This is a genomic window from Neobacillus sp. NPDC058068 (genome assembly GCF_042885335.1).
GTDB lineage: Bacteria > Bacillota > Bacilli > Bacillales > Cytobacillaceae > Neobacillus.
On sequence record NZ_JBHVSI010000003.1, the window covers coordinates 163,514 to 185,764 of the forward strand.

Genomic DNA, 22,251 nt, shown 5'->3' on the forward strand with positions numbered 1-22,251 from the left:
ACTAGTTCGGCTACTGCTGGTTTCTACAGCGAATCATTATCGGAACGGCTTAAGCTCAGCGCCAAGATCCTTTCCTAAATCAAGCGTATAGAGCCATTCAATTCGATCGCCATTTAAAAGTGGTATGACACCGGCACCTCTATTTGGAAAAATGCCATTTACTCTGAACATCCAACCACTTCCTTGGCCTTTATCGAATTCGAATAGGTTATCAATGCCTTCAACGTAAGCCGTGGCCCCAGTCCCTCCGCGAAAGGACATGGGGATTTTCTTCTCTCTTGTCATCTTTATTAGCACATCCAGCACGGTGTCTCCTTCTTTAATCTCCACTGTGGTTGCAGGTAGGATTGTACCGGTTTCTTTATCGGCCATGATGGACAAAGAAACTTTTGATAAAGCAGGTGTTTGTGTATCACTTGTATCTTTTGGTTTGTCACTCTTCTCAGGATTTTCATTCTTCTGCTCACCATTAGCAATCGTGGGGGATTTATCACTGCTGGTCTTTGGCGATGGCTGACTGGTTTCTTCCTGTTTAGAAGAAGAGACTGTTTGCTTTTTCTCAACTGGTTTTTGTGTCGATGGCACTGTACTATTCTTTGCTGGTGTACGATCTTTCGTGCTACTTGCCACGCTATTACTTGCCACACTATTACTTGCCACACTATTACTTGCGACGTTATTACTTGCCACATCAACCTGCTCAGCTTCATTACTTTCCTGTATTTCCGACTTATCCTCATCTACTTTACTAGCTTTATTCTTTGCCGGAATATCTAGTTTCGTTTGTTCCACTACAGGAGCTGACTGGTCTGCTGCTGCATGGCCATTTTTATCCCCAAACCCATAGACCAGACCAATGATCCCTATCGTAACTATAAATATAGAAAAAATAGATAATAAAAGTTTAGTAGAACGTTTCATGAATGAGCCTAAAAAAGGCTTCCCTCCCTCCATTACTTGTTCATTTTTAGCTTAAGGTTCCTCAGGCTGTATATAACAGCTCCGATTAGGGTTAACAAAGCACCCAGCAAAATCAAATTCCATTGTTGGGATGCTGTCTTTGGCAATCCATTTCCTGTGCTGGAATTCGTGCTCACTGTTCCCGTTTCAACACTTTGACCATTGTCCTGATTTGGCTTGATACTGTTGTCAGGGTTGTTCGTGTCAGTTGTTTCCGGTTGGTCAGTGGTGTCCGGCTTGTTATCGCTAGGATCTGTCGGCTGTTCATTGTCAGTTGGATTGCTACCATCTGGGTCATTCTCTGCAGGCGGAACATCTGGGTCATTTCCAGCCGGCGGAACATTCGAATCATCGTTACCAATTTTTTCGTAGGTCACTTGATAGGTTTGGATGGTTGTGTCCTTCTTACTAGAAGCAGTAACGGTAATGGTATTTAACCCTTCACGTAACTGGAGGGTATAATGCCCCTCGGCATTGGTTGCAAGGTCAGAATCGTTGAAAGTGAGCGTATGCGTGATATTCTCCCCTTTCCCATTTAAGGCAGTAACAGTAATGTTTAACTGCTCATCATTGACCGTTTGACCGTCTTCTACCCCCTCAACGGTAATGGTCGGTTTAGTTTCAGGTGGAAATTGATAAAGGTATCCTCCTTCTTCCAAAAATAGCTTGTAGGCTACTAATGCCTGTAACGCTTGTTCGGTTGCCATCGCATCCGCTTTATTTTGTGATTGAATATGTTTAAAGCCACCGTCCGTATATTGGAAGCTTAATAAATGACTAAGTAAATTATTTCCCTCTTTCGTAAAAGCGGCTGAGGTTGGATCGATCCCTGCACTGGACAGGGCGATTATGACTTGTGATGTTGTTTCACTGGAAACGCCGCCAACAAAGGGGTCATTAAAACCACCATTTGTTGCTTGTTTTGCTGATAAAAATTGAACAGCACGATCGATGGTTGTCCTCACATTCTCTTGAGACTTATAAGGAGCAATTGCTATTAACGCCATTGCCGTCATATCGTAACTTGGGCTCGTCCCAAATAATGACCAGCTTCCGTCTGCATTTTGGCGGGACAGTAGTTCGTTCAATAATTTTTCTTTCGTCCACTTGGCATTCGCTGGAATATCAAATGGTTGACTATCTAAGGCAATTAAGGCAAATATGGGGCCGTTAATCCCTTGTGCGGTCATTGAATCCGTTCCAGGGGTCCAATCAACACTATTGTAGATTTTCTCGACTAGATTCATCCCATACAGATTCGTTGGATCTTTTCCAATCGCCGAAGCCGCGATCACCAATCTCTCAACATCAGTGATTTTTACCCGACTGGCATTAATGACTTGAGAATCAAGTGTCGATAAAAAGTGATCCTCATAATAACTAGAAGGGACTTCCTCGCCTGAACGGGCGATGCCAACCGCTTCCCATTCGCTATTTATACCTGATTGCGATTGTTTAATACTATTTACAGCACGAGCTATCGCTGTATTAATAGTTGAGAGATTACTAGTTTCTACCTCATTCTGCCCAGCAGCAGCTACTTGAGCGGATGTGAAAACAGGAATAGTAAGTGAAAATGTTAATACTAAGGTGATGATAAAGGTGGAAATAAAATGTAATTTACGCAAAATCAAACCCTCCTCATGAATTTTTATATAAAAAAAGCCTTGATTCTCCATAAAGAAGATCAAGGCTTTGTTAATATCAAATATAACTGGATAACGGAAAACACCAATATATGCATACAAACTAAGCTTCGCCTTTTCACGGAAGGTTCCACAAAAATACATTTTGGCAGTTCTCCTGACTTTTGGGTCATTGCTTCCTCCTGCCTTCCCGAGTATGTAACTCAGTGACATTGAATAGAAGGTTGCTCTCCAATTACAGTGGCCGGACCGTTCATGATTCTCACATGATTCCCTTTTCATTTCTTGCATTCTTATCGTCTGCAAAAAAACCAATATGCAATACTATGTAATTGTCACAAATTAGCATAACCCATTTATCGCAACAATTCAATGGGATATTGGTAAATATTAGAGGGACTGCTAGTCGCGAAAAATTTATTGTCAAAAAAACAAAAGACGCTTGTCCCAACGTCCCACTATTGCATTTTATAAAGGACGTATCCTGTGAAGAGCTGGAAGAGGTCGGTGAATTTTTTGGGATTTTTGTTTGTTAGGATTTCGATTCTTTGCAGGCGATAGGCTAAGCTGTTTCGATGGATATGGAGTTCCTTTGAAATCGCATTCATATCACCGCTATGTTTAATATAGCAGATCAGTGTTTCCATCAGCTCATGGCCTTTTGGATTTTCATCCAGTTCCTGATAAAAATCTCTCATCTCGTCAAAGGATATATCCTTATTTGTTAAATAATCAATAAATGTTACGTCCTCGTAAAAGCTGCATGCTGGGGGGAATTGCATTTTTTCGGTAATTTCAATGGCTCTTTTTGCCTCTTTTACAGATTTGGCCACATGAGTAGAACCTGTACCGACACCGATTTTCGTATCATCCTCTGAAATGGAAACTTGCAATCTTTTTAAAATATTACGATCACTTGGCACAATAAATAATACGGTGTTTTGATTTAATCTAAACGTATATTCCTGATCAAGTAAACTAGGTTCCTTTGGGATGTGTCCCTGCACAATCACTGCTTTTCTCATAAGACGCATATTAATCCCGATTGCCTCGCCGTCATTGATAAAGGCAGCATCATATTCTTCGTTTCGAAAGACCCATTGATACAAAAACTCTTCCTTCAATTGCTCTTTAATTCGTCGCTCTTTAAATAAAAACTCCTGGTTAATTAATAATTCCGAAGTGACGCGAACTAATTCAGCGAACGGCCCAACGATAGTTGGATCCCCACTGATTCCAATCACACCAATCAATTTATTTCTAAAGTGGATGGGAATGTTGACACCCGGTTTTGAGGGACCTTCTGAATGATAGATTGAAATAATCTTTTTCTGTTCAATCGCTGAAATCGCCCCTTGATGATAGGTGCCGATTCTTTGGGGATCACCGCTTCCAATAATTAAGCCCACTTCATCCATAATATTTACATTATAGGGAATGACCTTCATCACCTTATCCGCAATCTCTTGAGCGAGAATTTTGTTAATTTTCATCGGGTTAACCTCCTTAACTATGAATGAGAGTTTGAGATTATGACAAGAATGCATTGTGTATTTGCCCAAAAAATATCGAATTTTCTTATTAATTTGAATGATGATATATTTGTAAGACAATTATACAATAAGAAATGTAAACGGTTACTAAAAAATGCACTGGAAGTAATAAAATTGTTCATTTACCGTCACGTAATCGCCACTTGACTTATTTCCATTGCCAGAAACATCTATGAATCTAAAAATTTATTGTTCAAATGACCAAAAAAGGAAAAATAACCTTAGTGAACTGAACGAAGATTTTTTCTCCCAAACCGTTTATGATATGAATGTGAAAAGATTCACAATCTAAGTGTTTTCCACAAGAATTCTGAGTTAGTTGTAAGACAAAAAGAGCTAGGAGGAGCCAACGATGTTTAAGCCAAAAGGGGTCATTCCCGCGTTAGTTACACCATTGGACAAAGATGGGAAACTAATGGAAGATGCACTAAGAAAAGTCATTGACTACACCATTGATGGTGGCGTTCATGGGTTGTTTATACTGGGAAGCAGCGGTGAAATTTACGGGCTGACACCCGAACAAAAGCGCCGGGTTGTAGAAGTAACAGTGGAACATACCGCTGGCAGGGTCCCTGTTTATTGCGGGGCGAGTGAGATTACGACAAGAGACTGTATTCAAACAGCTCAAATGGTTCAAGAAATTGGCGGTGTTTCCGCTCTGTCTGTGCTTACTCCTTATTTTATGACACCAACACAGCAGGAGCTGGCGGAACACTTTAAAGCGATTGCCAAATCAACGGACCTGCCGATTATCCTTTATGGGAATGAAGGCCGGACACAGGTGAAAATTGATGTGAAGACATGTGAGGAACTCAGCAAGGTTGACAATATTATCGGGATTAAAGACTCAAGCGGCGATATGACGAAAATGGCCGAGTATTTAAGAGTAACCGATCGTGAAACATTTTCAGTCCTAGCTGGCCGTGATACGCTCATCTATGCAGGACTTTGCCATGGAGGAAGCGGTGCCATTGCCAGCACCGGAAATATTGCTCCTAAACTAGTATCCGATATTTACAATACATTTATGGCTGGCGACTATCAAAAATCACTTGAACTGCAATTTAAACTGGCACCATTAAGACTAGCGGTTGATAAAGCCACTTTCCCTGTCGTTTTAAAAGAGGGCTTAAGAATGGTTGGGATTGATGTTGGCTATGCCTTTGCGCCTGCAGCCGAAATGAATCCTGAAAGTAAGCAGCTTTTGGTAGATGTTCTTAAAGATTTAGAATTATATCAATCTATTTAACTCCCTTTGAAAGGAAGAAAAGACAATGCCATTATTATATGTTGCCTTAGCCGTCGCCCTCATTTTAATTTTGATGATGCCGATGAAAATGAATGGATTTATTGCCTTAATCGCTGCCGCTTTACTGGTTGGTTTTCTCCAAGGAATGCCGATGGACAAATTGCTTGGATCCATATCAGGCGGTATCGGCGGACAACTGAATAGCTTGATTTTGATTTTAGGCTTTGGTGCGATGTTAGGGATGGTTATGGCTGATTCCGGGGCTGCCCAGCGGATTGCCAATACCTTAATTGACAAGATGGGGATCAAACGAGTTCAACTTGCGATGTTGATCGCGGCTTATATCCTTGGAATTACGATGTTCTTTGAAGTCGCATTCGTGTTATTGATTCCGCTTGTCTTCACGGTTGCTCGTCAAACAAAATTGAACTTGCTTTGGATCGCGATTCCAACAGCAGTTGGATTATCTACCACACATAGTTTCCTCCCTCCGCATCCAGGACCTGCGGCTGTTGTAGGGGTTTTTGGTTCAAGTATGGGATTAACGCTATTATATGGTCTCATCATTGCTATTCCTGTAGGCGGTTTCATCGCGATGCTTTGGCCGAGATTACCGTTTGTTAAAAAGATCAATCCAAGTATCCCAGAGGGACTAGCATCAAACAAAATCTTTACAGAAGAAGAAATGCCAAGTTTCTTAGCGAGTGTTACCTCTGCTCTTGTACCAGTTATCCTAATGGGAATATCTGCGGTATGTGAAATCGCATTACCAAAAGAGAATAGTTTTCGATATGCGATGGAATTCTTTGGATCTGCCCCAATCGCCTTAATGATTGCGCTGGTGCTTTCCTTCTATCTATTAGGAACGCGAGTAGGGCGTTCAATGAAAGATGTTATGCAATCTTGTGCAAATAGTGTCAAACCGATGGCGATGATCATTCTTGTTATCGGTGCAGGCGGTGCCTTTAAACAAGTACTAGTCGATAGTGGTATTGCTGATTATATTAAAGATTTAACGAATGGATGGGATATCTCACCAATTATTCTCGCTTGGTTAATTGCTGCGATCCTTCGTATTGCCCTTGGTTCGGCAACTGTAGCAGTTATGACGGCTGCCGGTGTTGTCCTGCCAATCGCACAAAGCTCTGGTGTAAGTATGGAATTAATGACCCTTGCTGTTACATGCGGCAGTGTGGCTTTCTCACACGTTACAGACCCTGGTTTCTGGATGTATAAAGAATACCTCAACTTATCCGTTGGGGATGCGCTTAAAACAAGAACGACCTATACAACGGCTCTCGCGATTCTCGGTTTGGCCGGTGTATTGCTTCTAAATCTATTTGTAGGTTAATCCATTTTTGAAAAAACCGCGGGCAGTAGAATGATCAATAGCTGATTTACTGCCCGCAACGTTTCTCAACATTTGTGAATAAGAGAGCATTTCTCTTTATATAAAAATATTTGTAGGAGTGAAGATGAATATGAAGAAAATTGGATTTATCGGCCTAGGAATTATGGGTAAGCCGATGAGCATGAATTTAATCAAAGCCGGTTATCAATTGATTGTGAGTGATTTTAATAAAGAGGCTGCGAAAGAACTTGAACAATTGGGTGCAGAAGTAGAATCTACGCCAAAGGCAATTGCGGAAAAATCGGATATTGTCATCACAATGCTGCCAAACTCTCCACAGGTAAAAGAAGTGGCATTGGGTGAAAATGGTCTGATTGATGGCGCCCGCGAAGGATTAATTTATATTGATATGAGTTCGATTGCCCCTGCTGCTTCACAGGAAGTGTATCGTGCCTTAGTTGAAAAAGGAGTCGATATGCTTGATGCGCCTGTCAGCGGCGGGGAGCCAAAAGCAATCGATGGAACCATCTCTGTCATGGTCGGCGGTAAGAAGGAAGTTTTTGAACAATCGAAGGAAGTATTGGCGGCAATGGCTGGCTCCGTTGTCCACGTCGGTGAAATCGGTGCTGGTAATGTTACAAAGCTTGCCAATCAAGTCATCGTTGCATTAAACATTGCTGCTGTTTCAGAAGCATTTGTTTTAGCACAAAAAGCAGGCGTTAACCCAGAGGCTGTCTTTGAAGCGATCCGCGGCGGGTTAGCAGGAAGTACGGTTTTAGAGGCCAAAGCTCCAATGATGCTTGATCGCAATTTCAAACCAGGATTCCGGGTTAATTTACACATCAAGGATTTAACGAATGCCTTGGAAACGAGCCATGAATTTGGCGCGCCAACCCCATTAACAGCAGCTGTGTTAGAAATGATGTATGCCTTAAAGGTGGATGGCCATGAACTTGATGATCATAGCGGTCTATTAAAATACTATGAAAAATTAGCGAATGTTGAAGTAACACGATAAATTTTTTAAAAAAATTTACCATTTTGATTGGAGAGATCGCGATGAATACAGTTGAGAAAGTTGTTAATGTTACTCCAGTTGTTACAGAAATGGACGTATATCCTGTGGTCGGTCATGACAGCATGCTGCTCAATCTTAGCGGAGCACACGGTGCTTATTTTACTCGGAATGTTGTGATTGTAAAAGACAGTAATGGTAATGTTGGTGTCGGTGAAGTACCTGGCGGTGAAGGGATTCGTAAAACGCTTGAAGAGGCCAAATCATTAGTCATCGGTTCATCTATTGGTCAATATCATAATATCTTAAATAATGTTAGAAAAACGTTTGCAGGCCGTGACTCAGCAGGCCGCGGATTGCAGACATTTGATCTGCGGATTACCATCCATGCGGTAACAGCCATTGAAGCAGCATTGCTTGATCTATTAGGAAAGCATTTAAATGTTCCGGTTGCAGCCCTTTTAGGGGAAGGCCAGCAGCGCGATAAGGTAAAAACCTTAGGCTATTTATTCTATATTGGCGACCGCACTAAAACGGACCTTCCTTATTATAGCAATCTTGATTCTGATGTGGAATGGTATCGGATCCGCCATGAAGAAGCATTAACACCGGAAGCGGTTGTCCGTCTTGCTGAAGCTTCTCAAAAGCTATATGGCTTTAAAGATTTTAAGCTAAAAGGAGGAGTTTTAGAGGGCAAGGAAGAAATTAAAGCCATTAAAGCGTTAAAAGAAAGATTCCCGGATGCCCGGATTACCTTGGATCCAAACGGGGCCTGGTCATTAAATGAAGCTGTGGAGTTATGTAAGGATCTGCATGGAATTTTAACCTATGCTGAGGATCCATGCGGTGCGGAAAATGGCTATTCCGGCCGTGAAATGATGGCTGAGTTCAGGAGACAAACAGGTCTTCCGACGGCAACCAATATGATTTCAACAGACTGGCGTCAAATGGGTCATACGATTGCCCTGCAATCTGTTGATATTCCACTCGCTGATCCACACTTCTGGACGATGCAAGGATCTGTACGCGTAGCGCAAATGTGTCATGAATGGGGACTAACTTGGGGGTCCCACTCCAATAACCACTTTGACATTTCACTTGCGATGTTTACGCATGTTGCAGCGGCTGCACCTGGTAATATTACCGCGATTGACACGCATTGGATTTGGCAGGAAGGTACTGAACGGTTAACGCATAAACCATTCCAGATCGTCGATGGGGACATTGCGGTTCCTGACAAGCCGGGTCTTGGCGTGGAAGTGGACATGGAGCAAATTTATAAAGCCCATGAATTATTTAAAAATATGGGATTAGGTTCCCGGGATGATGCAGTGGGAATGCAGTTTCTTGTTCCAAATTGGAAATTTGATAACAAACGCCCATGCCTTGTTCGCTAAAGAAATTCTAAGGGGTGGCTGGAACAGTCACCCTTTCCTTTCCAAATCATTACAATAAATAAATGTAAAGGACAGATTGTTATGAAGTTTGTGCTAGCGCCCGATTCGTTTAAAGAAAGTATGACGGCGAAAAATGCTGCCCTTGCTATGGAAAAAGGAATAAAGAAAGTATTTCCTGACGCGGAATGTGTGATTGTTCCTATGGCTGATGGCGGGGAAGGGACTGTAGAATCTCTCGTTAGTATGATGGACGGTGAGTTGATCAGGACCGAAGTTCTCGGCCCATTAGGGGAAAAGGTAATAGCGGATTATGGTCTAGTTGATGCGGGCAGCACTGCTGTCATTGAGATGGCAAGTGCAAGCGGCCTGGAATTAATCAAACCTGAAGATCGCAATCCATTACGGACCACCACATATGGTACGGGTCAATTAATCAAACATGCTCTAGATAAAGGTGTGAGCCGAATTTTAATTGGCATTGGCGGAAGTGCAACGAACGATGGAGGAGCAGGCATGCTCCAGGCGCTTGGTGTCTCCTTTAAGGATCGCAGCGGTGAAGAACTGGCATTTGGCGGCGGCGCCCTAGACCAGCTACATTCAATTGATGTAAGTGGCATCGACGAACGATTAAAAAAGGTGAAAATTGATGTAGCCTGTGATGTAACAAATCCATTAGTTGGTGAAAATGGTGCTTCAGCGATATTTGGTCCGCAAAAAGGAGCAACCCCTGAAGTAGTAGTATTCCTTGATCAAAATTTAGCGCATTTTGCTGAGATGATTAAACAGCAATTGAATCAGGATATTGCCGATATGGAAGGTGCAGGTGCCGCAGGCGGACTAGGCGGAGGGTTAATGGCCTTTCTTGATGCAAGATTAGAAAAAGGGATTGAGCTTGTCATTGAGTATACCGGGCTGGAAGAGCGAATGAAAGGTGCCGACTTTGTTTTTACAGGAGAAGGCAGTATCGACGGGCAAACTTTGTTTGGTAAGACACCATACGGGGTAGCCTCCATTGCCAATCAATCTTCTATACCTGTTATTGCTTTTGCAGGCAGGATTGGCGAGGGTGTCGAGGCTTTATATGACAATGGATTTACCGCCATAGTCGGCATCTTAAATGGCGTCACCTCATTAGAGGAAGCACTGGATGCGGGAGAAGCTAATTTAGCATTCGCTGCAGAAAATATCTGCCGCGTTTTGAAAATTAATGTTGATAAAAGTTGAATGAGCTGCCGGTTATTTCCGGCAGCGTTTTTCAGTTAAAAGTTCATTTGGGGTGAGGGATATACTATAATAGGTTTACTAAAAGTATAAATTCGAGGAGCACTATGATGAAAGATTCTCCGAAAATAAAAGTCGAATCGTTAAATCGTAACACGTTATCAAAGCAAGTGCTTGAAAGCATTGTTCAACTCTTGATCAGTGGACAGTTGAAGCCTGGTGATAAGCTTCCGACGGAAATGGAATTAATGGATATTCTAGAGGTCAGCCGTCCTGTGTTACGGGAGGCACTCAGTTCACTTGAATCGTTAGGGGTTATTACCCGTAAAACACGGGAAGGCACGTTCTTCAACAATAAAATCAGCAGTCATCCCTTTTCGGTCATGCTAGCCTTAGCGCATGATAACCTGCAAGCGATGGTCGAGGCGCGTATGGCATTGGAATTAGGATTAATTACCATGGCTGCGGAAAAAATAAGTGATGAAGACCTTGTGCGCTTAAAACAAACAATTGATGACATTGCAAGCAGCAAAGACAATAACTACGGGGAAGCAGATATTGAATTTCACCGCATCATTGCGTTAAGTGCCGATAATCCGATTGTCGAAGGGATGATCGATTCGCTCATCGTTACCCATGTCAAAATTAACAGCGAGATAAGAGTCCGTGAACCAGAACGAACCATTCAACATCACACAGCCATATACGAAGCACTAGTGAATCGAGACCCATTCGAAGCCTTCCACCAAATGTACCTCCACCTCGACTACGTGCGCCAAAAAGTCCTAAAATAGGGACACCAGGGAAGCACGGGGACGGTTCTTTTGCTTCCTTTCAGTCCTAATTCCTACCTCTAGTGAGTGTTTTCTTTCAATCCAACCATCCTGTAGGAATTCTTGAAGTTTTATCGTTTTACGAACAGATAACAGCTCTTTTTGATGCATAAGAACCGTCCCTATGCTTCACTCTATCCTTCGGTATAAACTGCAATTAACACAACAGCAGCCTCTTCCCCGATATTCTTCACAAAGTGAGGGACACCTGCGCACCAACTGAACGTATCTCCTTCTTCTAATATAAATGTGTCTTCGCCTTGTTCCGCAAGAATTTTCCCCTTAAGGACTAAATGGCATTCTTCACCTTCATGTGCATTTTTTTCCCCTGTAGAAGCACCAGGAGGAAATTCAACTTGTCTGATGCTTAATCCTTCTCTAGATCCTAAATGCTCGACCTTTAAATCTGAGTCTTTAGACATCGTGAATACTCTTTCATTTTTCCTGATTACAGTCATGTGTTCATCTTTTTCTAAAAGCAAATATGGTAAGGGGACTTTTAAGAAATTGGCGATTGTTTGTAATGTACTGATTGATGGGGATGTGTTGTTGTTTTCAACATTGCTGATAAAACCCTTTGAAAGACCAGTTCCATCGCACATTTGGGCAATCGTTATTTTTTTTCTATTTCTAATCACACGTATTTTAGAACCGATATTCATGTTGATCACCTCAAAAGTTTCATATTAGTAAACTTAGTTCTATATTAACAAAATAATAATTGACATGCCAAGATTGTTTTTGGTATTTTTATATAGAAAACAAATATTCATATGAAGAAACCTAAAGTGTTTCTTGTTTGTTTGTATAAATAAATTTTTCCTGTTTAAAATACATTTGTTGAATACAAGGAGGATAACTGAATGGAAACCCCAATGATTTATGAACTGCGTCGCCCAAAGAATGTTATTCCAGGGAAGAAGTATCCCGCATTGTTTGTCATGCATGGGATTGGCAGTAATGAACACAACATGCTTTCGTTGGTTGATGGGTTAGAGGATTTCTTTTATATATTTAGTGTAAGGGGGCATCTATCCCAAGGACCTGGGTACGCTTACTTTACTATCCAGGGCTACGGTAAACCACATCGGGAAATATTCGATGAAGGGATCGATAAATTAACACACTTTATTGATTATGCATCTGAACAATATCCACTGGATCTAAACCAATTATTCCTGCTAGGCTTCAGTCAGGGAGCAATTGTTTCTATGACTCTAGGGTTAACACTTGGTAACAAAATAAAAGGTGTTGTCGCATTAAGCGGCTATATACCTCAATTTGTAAAAGAAGAATACACTATTAATCCTGGTAAAAATTTATCTATTTTTATTTCACATGGGGAATTCGATCAGGTTCTGCCATTTGAATGGGGTAAAGAAAATGTCGAATATTTCACTAAGTTAGGCATTCCTGTAACGTTTAATACGTATTCTGAAGGGCACACGGTAAGTGAAAATAATCTACAAGATTTTCAAACATGGCTATTAAATGATGTACAAAAATAAATAAAAACAAAGGGAGGAAATTTAGATGATGCCATCATTATTTGTAGCTCATGGTGCACCATTGCTTGCAATCGAAAATAATGAGTATACAAAATTTTTAACTCAATTGGGGCAAAATATGCCTCGGCCTAAGGCGGTTATTTTATTTTCAGCTCATTGGGAATCTAACGTCCAAAAGGTTAGCGATGTTGAACAATATAACACGATTTATGATTTTGGCGGGTTTGATGAAGCTCTTTACAAAATTCAATACCCTGCGCATGGAGATCAACAAATTGCCAAAGAAATAGAGGGATTATTTACTGAGAGTGGAGTATCCTTTGAATTTGATACACAACGTGGTTTGGATCATGGTGCTTGGGTTGTTCTCCGCTTACTTTATCCAAATGCAGATATTCCAGTCATCTCCATGTCCGTCAATTCTAGACTTACCCCAGATGAGCAATATAAAATTGGGAAGGCTTTGTCAGCATTACGAGCTCAGAACATTTTAGTAATTGCCAGTGGAGGTACAGTGCATAACCTCAGAGCGGTAAAGTGGAATGACAATGGACAGGTTGATCAATGGGCACTAGAATTTGAAGATTGGTTAGCACATCATTTGCAAAATTGGGATTTACCATCACTATTTAATTATGTTTCACTAGCTCCAAATGCAGAAATTGCTGTACCTCCATATGGGTCAGAACATTTTATACCTATTTTTTATGCGATGGGAGCAGCAGACGATAGCCAAAAAGCAACATTACTTCACCGCAGTTTTCGATATGGCAACCTTAGCCACAGCGTATGGCAGTTTGGATAATGTTCCGGAAATGATAAAAATGGAGTCATAAAACATGAATATCATTCAAGTCCATCTAATTGAAGGAAGATCTGCAGAATTAAAGCGGCAATTGATTTCAGAGGTTACTTCTGTTGTGAGCTTTAAAAAGGTTTAATCTCCGAATGAGGTTAAACCTTCTTGTTTTTAAAAATTACTAAAAATAAACAGAAGCATCTGCAATAAATGCAAACGCTTCTTCGGAGGATACTATATGTGATCTTGATATCGGTGGTAGTAATAGCATATGCAATGGAACTAAAAAGGATTGGACAAGTGATTATTTTTTATAAAAATTTGCAGTTGTCTTAATGCTGATAATCATTTTTCATTTGTCTGTCTACTATAAAGGGATGATATCACTCATGGAAACCCCTGTTTAAATCATTTGCTTACTCAGAATCCGCGTCGTCTTCTTTCGAATTCAAAGCGTCTTCTTCTTTCGAATTCAAACGGGAAAAATTCTCTTTCAAAAGGGAAAAACCGTCTTCTTCTAAAGCCGTCACGAAAAAACCTGTCTCTTCCATCAAATCCCCTAAATCCAAATGTCAATTAATTCATCCTCCGTTCATTTCAGACGTTGATATTCAATAGGACAGTTTAATTTAACCTGCCTTAAGTTCTGTACAATTTAGTAGCCGCCGCTCATAAAAGAAGCTCCTACAATGATAAGGAGAATAAACAATACAACGATTAACGCAAAAGCGCTTCCCATCCCATCACCCATGTATAACACCTCCAGCAATTATTTATTTAAACGCACCTTACTCAATGGCAAAAATCATATCGTTAGGTTTAATAACGAACTAACAGACGCTGGATAGTACGATAATTAGCAAAATGAACAATACAACGATTAATACAAAAGTACTGCCACCGCCATAGCCACCACCGTAGCCATAACCTCCGCCGTAACCACATGATCCGAAACACATATCTTTTCACCACCTATTGGAAAATTAGAGGGGAAACAATTTACCCTATATATATATTTCAAAGGACGAGGGCTGATTGGACACCTATCATAAGTGAAAGGAAAATGTTCGTGAACTGTTTTGAAACCTTCTAAAAATGAAAAGAAGCATCTGCAATAAATGCAAACGCTTCTTCGGAGGAAAATCTATTTGGAACTGGTTCGGAGGTAGTAATATCATATGCAATCGAACGAAAAAGGAATAGACAAGTGCTGATTTTAAAAAGTTTTGCAGATGGGATTTAATATTTCCACTAATCACCTATTACACTTGTCCATTTCAATATTTCATTCAATACGTATAATGTCGTATGTTTCAAAAGAAATTGGGGGTGAAAAAATGTCAGTTGAACATTTTCATGGATTGTGTCATAGACATATGGGTAGAGCAGTTGAAATCAGAACCCATGACGGGAGAATCCATAGGGGAATCATTCATCGTGTTGCCAACAACAGAGTTTTTCTTCAACCAATGGGACGACGACCTAGAAACCTAGGCGGTTTTGGTTATGGAGGTTGGGGCTGGGGCTGGGGCTGGGGCGCTGGAATCGCGCTTGGTACCATTGCTTCATTAGCTGTACTTTCTCTATTCTTTTGGTAGTTCATTTAAATTATTATATTTGATCATTTCTTGGTCCTACAAAAAACAGACGAAAAAATTTTTTCGTCTGTTTATTTTCCGTTTTATAGTACTATCTTATTATTTGAGCAATATTATCTGAAGGAATATTTAGGAGATCCTTACTTGTTTTGTTAGTTGCTTCAACATAATTCTTAACCAAATAATATCCAACACTGTACCCTGCCATTTTCGGATAGAAACGTAATCCATACAATATGTTTTGATGTTTACTATCACTTTTTAGAATATTTCTATTTGGGAACACTATGTTATTCCACATTTTCTTTAGTTCTTCATTGGAATAATATGATGTCCACGTAGCTAAAAATTCTTCACCCATTCTTTCACTTACTGCATTTTCAGCTAATCCTTCCAAAATGATTGTATCCAACAATACGTAATCATCTTCGTCTTTTTGATACTTGGATAACCGACAAACATGGTTATACTCATGTGTAAACAATGCCCTTATTTCCTTTTCTAAGTTATCCTCTGAAATAAATAAAAGTAGTTTATCTTTGAAGGCCAAACCTGATTTTCCGTTAAAGTCCTGTTTTAATTTTCGGTTGTGAATATCTGATGGAAAAATAAAAATAGGGATATTTGGTCCTTCCCACACTTTTTGAAGTCGTAGGTATTCCTCGTGTAGAATCTCCCATACTTTATTTTTTTGTAACTTTCTCACTACCTCTTTTCCGTTCCTGAGAGGATGGTACATTCCATATTGAGTTAAGTAATCGTAGATTTCGGAAGCTGAAGCATCCTCAAAGTGTACGATTAACTTTTCACATATTTCAATTGGTTTATGATATGAATTGTGTAACCACTGATCTGTTCTAATCACTCCCATATCTGCACCCCTAACTACATATTTCATTAAAAATACATTATGCACTTAGCTTATAAACGTTCCGAAGCTGATTAAACACTCTCCAAAATAAAAAGAAGCATCTGCAATACATGCAAATGCTTCTTCAGAGGTATAAATATGTGATTTGGTTCGGCGGTAGTAATAGTATATGTACTGGAACTAAAAAGGAATGGACAAGTGAAGATTTTAAAAGATTTTCTAAGTGGTATTATAAAAGAAATTAGACATCAGATTATTTGTTGACTTTCCAAAGGGTATTCCTAATCACTAGGATTAGTTTTGCCGCTATATCTATGTGAATGTGGATGGGAGCCATTAACAGTTGTTACGCCTTGAAAGTTATGAAAATGTCCACCATTTGGCAAAGGGACAGCAGGACCAGTAACGCCTCGAATTTCATGTTTATGCCCGTCATTAAAGGAAGTAACGGTATGGTAATTATGGGTATGGGGCACTCCAGTGGGTGCAGGCTCTGTTGTACCTGCATATCGATGTTCGTGCCCACCATTAAAAGAGGTTACTCCTGCAAAATGATGTCTATGAATTGGTCTTCCGTCCCATGAAGTTAGAAATAAAGTATGAGAATGCTCAGAATCCAAATTTGAATCTGCTGAATGAACAACAAATCCGGTAACCTTTATTTCCATACGATTTACCACCTTCCATATTCTTTTTTACACTTTATGATAATGGTCTATAATTAATACTTACTATTTTTTTAGATTGGAAGGTTATGATTACTTTATTAAAATTTGCAAAAGGCTCTGTTAAAAGTGAATGTTGATTTCCGTTCCAGGCGCGAGCGGTTCGCGGGGCGGGCGGTGAGCCTCCTCGGCGCTAAAGCGCCTGCGGGGTCTCACCTGTCCCGCTGCTCCCGCAGGAGTCTCGCGCCTTCCACTCCAATCAACAATGTGCTTTAACACAGCCTTGCAAAAAAAAAAGAACCATTAGGTCCAAAAAGATAAATCAAAGCTTTCTATTTTTCAGTGAAGGGACGAGGGCTCCTCGTCCCATTTTCATTATTTCGCCAAGTGGGACAAGGAGCCTGTCCCTATGGTCTTGACGATTTCAACGGCAAATTCGGCGCAATATTGACCGGCGGTTTCTAAATCTTCTATTTTATCACCTGAAACTTCAGAGTTTGAGACTGTTCTGACTGATAGGAAAGGAATGTTGAAGCCTTTTGCTACTTGTGCAACAGAAGCGGCTTCCATTTCTTCGACACTTGTACCTGCTTTCTTGTGGAACCAGTGAATTCGGTCTACTTCCCTGTTCCAAAAGTCGGAACTGCCGACTTTCCCGACCACTACTTTTCCATGCTTATACTTAGGGGCGGCACGTAACGCCGCTTTCACAAGGCCGGGGTTGCTCTTAAATGAGGCATACTCTTTTATTTCCCCATTTTCTCTCATTTCTGTTTTGACGAATTTCCATGTTTTTGGACGAATTCCCTGCCCCTCATCTAATCGCTCCGAGCTAAGCCTGCCGATATTCATCACCTCCACACCAATCACGGAATCAAATACACGGAAATTCGGGTCATGTCCTCCTGCCGTTCCTTGATTAATAATTGCCCTTGGATGATAGTGTTCGATCAGTAATGCGGTCGAAGCAGCCGCATGAACCATACCGATTCCGGTTCTGGATATGACGACGGGAATCCCCGTTATTTTTCCAATATAAAAGGTATAATTACCATGGGTCTCTTGTTTATATTGCCCCATTTCTTTAAGAAGAACAGAAATCTCGATGCCCATCGCTCCTTGAACAGCAATGGGCTGATTGTCTTTTTGGCGGCTGCCTGCTGCTTCCTTCGTGGAAGGAAATCCAGCTAGAAAAAATGCTATTATCATTAGTAATGCCGTAAAAATCCTCATCCAAAGACCTCCTCCAAAATTAGTCTCATCCATTTCGATGCTGTAGAATACTACGATTCGATTTAGGTAATATTATCTTTCAGCGATGAAGAATCTATCCAATAGCACGGGAGCATCCTTTTTGACAATGATTTTTAGCCATTTACGGGATATTTTATTGAAATAAAACAGGCACCATCATATCTTCTCTAAGAAGATGATGGTGCCTGTTTTTTTTTTGCGATAGGGGACAGTCCCATTGTCCCTAACAATAAAAAAGTGCAGATGATGATAAAAGAATACCCTTTGTTACCGCTTACATTGAATATCCACCCAGATATAATTGAACTGTAGTCATAAAATAAAGTTCAGGGGGAAACCAGTATGAAAAAATTAGTAAAAGTGCTTTCTTTGATGATGGCAGTCATGCTCTTCACTGGTATGCTAGCAGCTTGCAGCGGCAAAACTGGTGGTAAAGCAGGTAAAGTTGATGTAGGAATCGTATTGCCGACAAAAGATGAGCCAAGATGGGTGCAGGACGAACAACGATTTAAAGATGCTTTAAAAGGCTCAGATTATACGACAGAAATTTTATTCAGCCAAGGTTCTTCCGCTAAGGAGAAAGAGAACGTTGAAACACTCATTAACAAAGGCATTAAAGTTCTCATTATCTGCCCGCAAGATGGAGATGCGGCTGCAGCTGCCGTTGAAGCAGCGAAAAAAGAGAAAATCACCGTTATTTCATATGACCGTTTAATCACACATACAGATGCTGTTGATTACTACGTTACATTCGACAGCGTAGCAGTAGGCGCAGCACAAGGGCAATACTTGATTGACCACGTAAAAGGTAAAGATATGCCATTATATCTTTATGCTGGCGCGGCTTCTGACAATAACGCGTTCTTGTTCTTCCAAGGAGCATGGAGCGTTCTTCAGCCAAAAATCGCTGATGGAACATTTAAAGTGGCTAACTCCAGTGCAGCTGAAGGTTTAAAAGAGAAGCAAGAGCTTTCACGTGACGAATTAAGTAAAATTTTAGGACAAGTTACCACAAACTGGGATGCGAACGATGCAAAAAACAAAGCACAAACACATTTAACAGCTGCAAGTGCGGCTTTAAAAGGTGATGTAGCTGTATTAGCTCCAAACGATGGAACAGCACGTTCAATCGCTGATGTATTCGCATCTGATGGGGATATTAAGAGCTATGTGGTAACAGGTCAAGACGCTGAAAAAGCATCCATTCAATACGTAATTGACAGCAAACAATCCATGACAGTTTTCAAGGATGTTCGTACGCTTGTTAAGGATGCAATGGGTATGGCTGTTACAATCCTAGACGGAAAAAAACCTGGAACAACTGGAACTTATGACAACGGTAAGATTAAAGTAAATGCAAAACAAACGGATGTAATTATTGTTGATAAAGAAAACGTGAAGAAAGAACTAATTGATTCAGACTACTACAAAGCAAGCGACTTTAAAGGATTGTAAAGAGCTAAAGCAATGGTGGTTGCGAAATAGTGATAGTTTCTCTATCACTATTTTGCAATTATAGCCGTTGTTTTGTAAGGGGGGAGCAGGATGAGTAAGTACATTTTGGAAATGAATCAAATTTCTAAGCATTTTAGCGGAGTCAAGGCACTTAGCAATGTTAATTTTAAAGTGGAAAAAGGTGAGATTCACTGCTTAATAGGCGAGAACGGAGCGGGGAAGTCGACCCTGATGAAAGTACTTAGCGGTGTGCATCCTTATGGGACCTATGAGGGTGATATCGTTTTTGAAGGTGCTGTGCAGCAGTTTAACAAAATTAGTGATAGCGTTAAGGCTGGCATCGGAATTATTTATCAGGAGCTGGCGTTATTTCCTGACCTCTCAGTCTACGAAAATATCTTTGCAGGTAACGAAGTGAAGCGCGGGGGAATTATTGACTGGAACCAGACTATCGTTCAAGCGAAGAAAATGCTGGAAAAAGTAAAGCTGGATGTAAATCCTGATACATTAATTAAAGATTTGGGTGTTGGAAAACAGCAGCTTGTCGAAATCGCCAAAGCGTTAAGTAAAGACGTAAAGCTCCTTATTTTGGATGAACCAACCGCCGCTCTCAATGAGGATGATAGCGAAAATCTTCTTGAGTTATTAGGTGAGCTGAAAAAACAGGGAATCACCTGCATCATGATTTCACACAAATTGAAAGAGGTAATCTCCATTGCTGATAAGGCGACTGTGCTCAGGGATGGACAAACAATCTGTACGTTGGATGCCGCAAAAGGAGAAATCCAGGAGAGCATTATCATTAAAAATATGGTTGGGCGCGAAATCGATGACATTTATCCAAAAAGAGAAAAGAAAAAAGCAGGCGCGAAAATTCTCGAATTATCTAACTGGTCCTGCTATGATCCCCAATTAGGCAGACAAGTCATTAAAGATGTAAATCTTCATGTTAAAAAAGGCGAAATCGTCGGACTTGCAGGTTTGATGGGCTCAGGAAGAACAGAACTTGCACTTAGTATTTTCGGCAATGCCAAGTCCTATAAGCTACACGGAGATTTTGTATTGAATGGAACATCAACGACGCTTAAACACACTAGTGATGCAATCAAAGCAGGAATCGCTTATGTAACGGAAGATCGAAAAGGCGATGGACTGTTTTTAATACAAGATATTAAAAGTAATATTTCGGCTGCCAATCTAAAGAGCATCTCAAGAAAGGGAGTCATAAACGACAATGAAGAAATCAAAATAGCAGAAAACTATAAAAATTCCCTTACCATTAAGGCCTCGTCATTGGAGCAGATGACAGGGAATTTAAGCGGCGGCAATCAACAGAAAGTGTCATTAGGTAAATGGTTATTTGTTGGTCCGAAGCTTCTAATATTGGATGAACCAACTCGTGGAATCGACGTAGGTGCAAAATTTGAAATTTACACAGTGATGAATAAGTTGATTGAAGAAGGTATGAGTATTGTCATGATTTCTTCTGAGCTTGGCGAAGTACTCGGAATGAGTGATCGCGTGTATGTCATGGCTCAAGGTGAAATTAAAGGTGAAATGAAGGTAGAAGAGGCGAATCAAGAAAAAATAATGCAGCTTGCTACGCAATAACGAAATAGGAGGTTAAACGAATGAACTTATTCAAGGAATTAAAAACTCTACTCAGTGAAAATATTCGTGAATACGGAATGTATATTGCCTTAATAGTTATTTTCCTTACATTCTCCTTTATGACGGACGGACTATTTATGTCTTCCCGTAATTTAAGTAATCTACTCGATTCAACCGGTTACATTGCTGTGCTGGCAGTGGGAATGACACTTGTTATTGTCATTCGGCATATTGATTTATCCATCGGATTTTTAGCAGGATTCCTTGGCGCCATTGCCGCTATTCTCCTTATGCATGCAGGAGTCCCAATGTATATTACGATTCCAATCATTCTTATTTTGGGAATTATTATCGGACTGTGCACCGGCTTCCTAGTTGCCCAAGTTGGCATACCCGCCTTTGTCGCAACCCTGGCAGGGATGCTGATCTTCCGAGGCGCCCTATTACAAGTCACCGAAAAAACAGGCACCATTATTATCCAGGATAAAGCTTTTAATATGATCGGAAACGGATATATACCTTCACTTCTCGAAGTGAGCGGTCTTCATTTGCTTTCGCTGATTGTCGGATTTTTAGGTATTTTACTATATATCTACAGTGATATACAAACACGTAAAAACAAGATTAAGTATGGATTTGAAGTTATTTCTAAAGAGATTTTTGCTCTGAAGGTTGTATTTGTTTCAGCAATTATTGCTTATATTACTTGGATTCTCGCAGGCTATAACGGATTTTCCTGGACGGTCATCATCATGGTATTGATTGTTGTGATCTATCACTTCCTCACAACAAAGACGGTACTTGGGAGACATATCTATGCTGTGGGAAGCAACCCGGAAGCAGCGCATCTTAGCGGTATGAATGTGAAGAAAATCACCTATATTGTATTCGGTTCAATGGGAATGCTTGCAGCGCTCTCAGGTATTCTATTTACCTCTCGTTTGCAATCGGCGACGACAACTGCAGGGACATTATTTGAACTTGATGCCATTGCCGCGGCATACGTCGGTGGTGTATCTTCTGCCGGTGGAGTTGGTAAGGTAACTGGGGCTGTGATTGGTGCGATTGTTATGGCTGCCCTTACGAACGGAATGAACTTACTGGGAGTCGGAATCTCCTATCAGTACATGATTCGCGGCGGAGTATTGGCTGGAGCTGTTATTTTTGACGTAATGACACGGAAAAAGAGATAGTTTAATAGTGTACAGTTATCGTTAAGTGAAGCAATAGAGGGACCCAAAAAGTTCCTCTTTTTTAATTTATAC

The 22,251-nt window shown here is 40.6% G+C and carries 23 protein-coding genes and 1 riboswitch; of the genes, 13 read left to right on the plus strand and 10 right to left on the minus strand.

Annotated elements, in window-relative coordinates; genetic code table 11:
* Positions 1 to 36: 36 nt before the first annotated feature.
* The 3 genes from ACFVSW_RS05040 to ACFVSW_RS05050 all read right to left on the minus strand — a co-directional run bounded on the left by ACFVSW_RS05040 (position 37) and on the right by ACFVSW_RS05050 (position 4,099).
* Positions 37 to 921, minus strand: a complete 885-nt coding sequence (locus ACFVSW_RS05040) for a DUF4430 domain-containing protein (RefSeq protein WP_387312983.1) — start codon at positions 919 to 921, stop codon at positions 37 to 39.
* 32 nt (positions 922 to 953) lie between these two features.
* On the minus strand, positions 954 to 2,588 hold the full coding sequence (locus ACFVSW_RS05045) for a hypothetical protein (RefSeq protein ID WP_387312986.1): 1,635 nt from the start codon (positions 2,586 to 2,588) through the stop codon (positions 954 to 956).
* Positions 2,589 to 2,736: 148 nt separating this feature from the next.
* A riboswitch (cobalamin riboswitch) is annotated at positions 2,737 to 2,937 on the minus strand.
* A gap of 127 nt (positions 2,938 to 3,064) precedes the next feature.
* Positions 3,065 to 4,099: a CdaR family transcriptional regulator gene (locus tag ACFVSW_RS05050; RefSeq protein WP_387312989.1), complete on the minus strand. Its 1,035-nt coding sequence runs from the start codon at positions 4,097 to 4,099 to the stop codon at positions 3,065 to 3,067.
* 412 nt (positions 4,100 to 4,511) lie between these two features.
* Here ACFVSW_RS05050 and dapA point away from each other — a divergent pair, with 412 nt between their 5' ends.
* From dapA to ACFVSW_RS05080, 6 genes are all read left to right on the plus strand, one after another.
* Positions 4,512 to 5,408, plus strand: a complete 897-nt coding sequence (gene dapA, locus ACFVSW_RS05055) for a 4-hydroxy-tetrahydrodipicolinate synthase (RefSeq protein WP_387312992.1) — start codon at positions 4,512 to 4,514, stop codon at positions 5,406 to 5,408.
* Between the two features lie 25 nt (positions 5,409 to 5,433).
* Positions 5,434 to 6,759: a gluconate:H+ symporter gene (locus ACFVSW_RS05060; protein ID WP_387312994.1), complete on the plus strand. Its 1,326-nt coding sequence runs from the start codon at positions 5,434 to 5,436 to the stop codon at positions 6,757 to 6,759.
* Positions 6,760 to 6,883: 124 nt separating this feature from the next.
* Positions 6,884 to 7,777: a 2-hydroxy-3-oxopropionate reductase gene (gene garR / locus ACFVSW_RS05065; RefSeq protein ID WP_387312997.1), complete on the plus strand. Its 894-nt coding sequence runs from the start codon at positions 6,884 to 6,886 to the stop codon at positions 7,775 to 7,777.
* A 41-nt stretch (positions 7,778 to 7,818) separates the two neighbouring features.
* On the plus strand, positions 7,819 to 9,171 hold the full coding sequence (gene gudD, locus ACFVSW_RS05070) for a glucarate dehydratase (RefSeq protein WP_387313000.1): 1,353 nt from the start codon (positions 7,819 to 7,821) through the stop codon (positions 9,169 to 9,171).
* 81 nt (positions 9,172 to 9,252) lie between these two features.
* A complete protein-coding gene (locus tag ACFVSW_RS05075; protein ID WP_387313003.1) occupies positions 9,253 to 10,395 on the plus strand; it encodes a glycerate kinase in 1,143 nt (380 codons plus the stop codon).
* Positions 10,396 to 10,502: 107 nt separating this feature from the next.
* Complete coding sequence (locus tag ACFVSW_RS05080) at positions 10,503 to 11,186, plus strand: FadR/GntR family transcriptional regulator (RefSeq protein WP_387313005.1); 684 nt, start codon at positions 10,503 to 10,505, stop codon at positions 11,184 to 11,186.
* 173 nt (positions 11,187 to 11,359) lie between these two features.
* Here the strand turns inward: ACFVSW_RS05080 and ACFVSW_RS05085 are convergent, their stop codons facing one another.
* On the minus strand, positions 11,360 to 11,887 hold the full coding sequence (locus ACFVSW_RS05085; RefSeq protein ID WP_387313008.1) for a cupin domain-containing protein: 528 nt from the start codon (positions 11,885 to 11,887) through the stop codon (positions 11,360 to 11,362).
* Positions 11,888 to 12,088: 201 nt separating this feature from the next.
* Here ACFVSW_RS05085 and ACFVSW_RS05090 point away from each other — a divergent pair, with 201 nt between their 5' ends.
* From ACFVSW_RS05090 to ACFVSW_RS05100, 3 genes are read left to right on the plus strand one after another with little or no spacing between them, the layout of a single operon-like run.
* Positions 12,089 to 12,733 (plus strand): alpha/beta hydrolase, encoded by a 645-nt coding sequence (locus ACFVSW_RS05090; RefSeq protein ID WP_387313011.1) that lies wholly within the window; start codon positions 12,089 to 12,091, stop codon positions 12,731 to 12,733.
* Positions 12,734 to 12,758: 25 nt separating this feature from the next.
* Positions 12,759 to 13,538 carry a DODA-type extradiol aromatic ring-opening family dioxygenase gene (locus ACFVSW_RS05095; RefSeq protein WP_387313014.1) on the plus strand — a complete coding sequence of 260 codons (780 nt, stop codon included), beginning with the start codon at positions 12,759 to 12,761 and terminating at the stop codon, positions 13,536 to 13,538.
* A 34-nt stretch (positions 13,539 to 13,572) separates the two neighbouring features.
* The gene (locus ACFVSW_RS05100) at positions 13,573 to 13,674 is read left to right on the plus strand and encodes a tautomerase family protein (RefSeq protein ID WP_387313018.1); all 102 of its coding nucleotides are present in this window, start codon (positions 13,573 to 13,575) and stop codon (positions 13,672 to 13,674) included.
* A 274-nt stretch (positions 13,675 to 13,948) separates the two neighbouring features.
* Here the strand turns inward: ACFVSW_RS05100 and ACFVSW_RS05105 are convergent, their stop codons facing one another.
* The 3 genes from ACFVSW_RS05105 to yjcZ form a co-directional block, all read right to left on the minus strand.
* The gene (locus ACFVSW_RS05105; protein WP_387313021.1) at positions 13,949 to 14,083 is read right to left on the minus strand and encodes a hypothetical protein; all 135 of its coding nucleotides are present in this window, start codon (positions 14,081 to 14,083) and stop codon (positions 13,949 to 13,951) included.
* Between the two features lie 104 nt (positions 14,084 to 14,187).
* Positions 14,188 to 14,271, minus strand: coding sequence for a YjcZ family sporulation protein (locus ACFVSW_RS05110; protein WP_387313434.1), 84 nt, complete (start codon positions 14,269 to 14,271; stop codon positions 14,188 to 14,190).
* Between the two features lie 91 nt (positions 14,272 to 14,362).
* Positions 14,363 to 14,491, minus strand: a complete 129-nt coding sequence (gene yjcZ, locus ACFVSW_RS05115; RefSeq protein ID WP_387313024.1) for a sporulation protein YjcZ — start codon at positions 14,489 to 14,491, stop codon at positions 14,363 to 14,365.
* A gap of 378 nt (positions 14,492 to 14,869) precedes the next feature.
* Between yjcZ and ACFVSW_RS05120 the strand changes: the two genes are divergently transcribed.
* Positions 14,870 to 15,130 (plus strand): hypothetical protein, encoded by a 261-nt coding sequence (locus ACFVSW_RS05120; protein WP_387313027.1) that lies wholly within the window; start codon positions 14,870 to 14,872, stop codon positions 15,128 to 15,130.
* Between the two features lie 91 nt (positions 15,131 to 15,221).
* Here the strand turns inward: ACFVSW_RS05120 and ACFVSW_RS05125 are convergent, their stop codons facing one another.
* From ACFVSW_RS05125 to ACFVSW_RS05135, 3 genes are all read right to left on the minus strand, one after another.
* Complete coding sequence (locus ACFVSW_RS05125; RefSeq protein ID WP_387313030.1) at positions 15,222 to 16,001, minus strand: DUF2268 domain-containing putative Zn-dependent protease; 780 nt, start codon at positions 15,999 to 16,001, stop codon at positions 15,222 to 15,224.
* A 281-nt stretch (positions 16,002 to 16,282) separates the two neighbouring features.
* The gene (locus tag ACFVSW_RS05130) at positions 16,283 to 16,669 is read right to left on the minus strand and encodes a YmaF family protein (RefSeq protein ID WP_387313033.1); all 387 of its coding nucleotides are present in this window, start codon (positions 16,667 to 16,669) and stop codon (positions 16,283 to 16,285) included.
* A gap of 372 nt (positions 16,670 to 17,041) precedes the next feature.
* A complete protein-coding gene (locus ACFVSW_RS05135) occupies positions 17,042 to 17,899 on the minus strand; it encodes a 5'-methylthioadenosine/S-adenosylhomocysteine nucleosidase (RefSeq protein WP_387313036.1) in 858 nt (285 codons plus the stop codon).
* Between the two features lie 363 nt (positions 17,900 to 18,262).
* Here ACFVSW_RS05135 and ACFVSW_RS05140 point away from each other — a divergent pair, with 363 nt between their 5' ends.
* From ACFVSW_RS05140 to ACFVSW_RS05150, 3 genes are all read left to right on the plus strand, one after another.
* Entirely contained in the window at positions 18,263 to 19,375 is a 1,113-nt protein-coding gene (locus ACFVSW_RS05140) for a sugar ABC transporter substrate-binding protein (protein ID WP_387313038.1), read from the plus strand.
* Positions 19,376 to 19,465: 90 nt separating this feature from the next.
* Positions 19,466 to 20,986, plus strand: a complete 1,521-nt coding sequence (locus tag ACFVSW_RS05145; protein WP_387313041.1) for an ATP-binding cassette domain-containing protein — start codon at positions 19,466 to 19,468, stop codon at positions 20,984 to 20,986.
* Positions 20,987 to 21,006: 20 nt separating this feature from the next.
* Positions 21,007 to 22,179, plus strand: a complete 1,173-nt coding sequence (locus tag ACFVSW_RS05150; RefSeq protein ID WP_387313044.1) for a sugar ABC transporter permease — start codon at positions 21,007 to 21,009, stop codon at positions 22,177 to 22,179.
* Positions 22,180 to 22,251 lie beyond the last annotated feature (72 nt).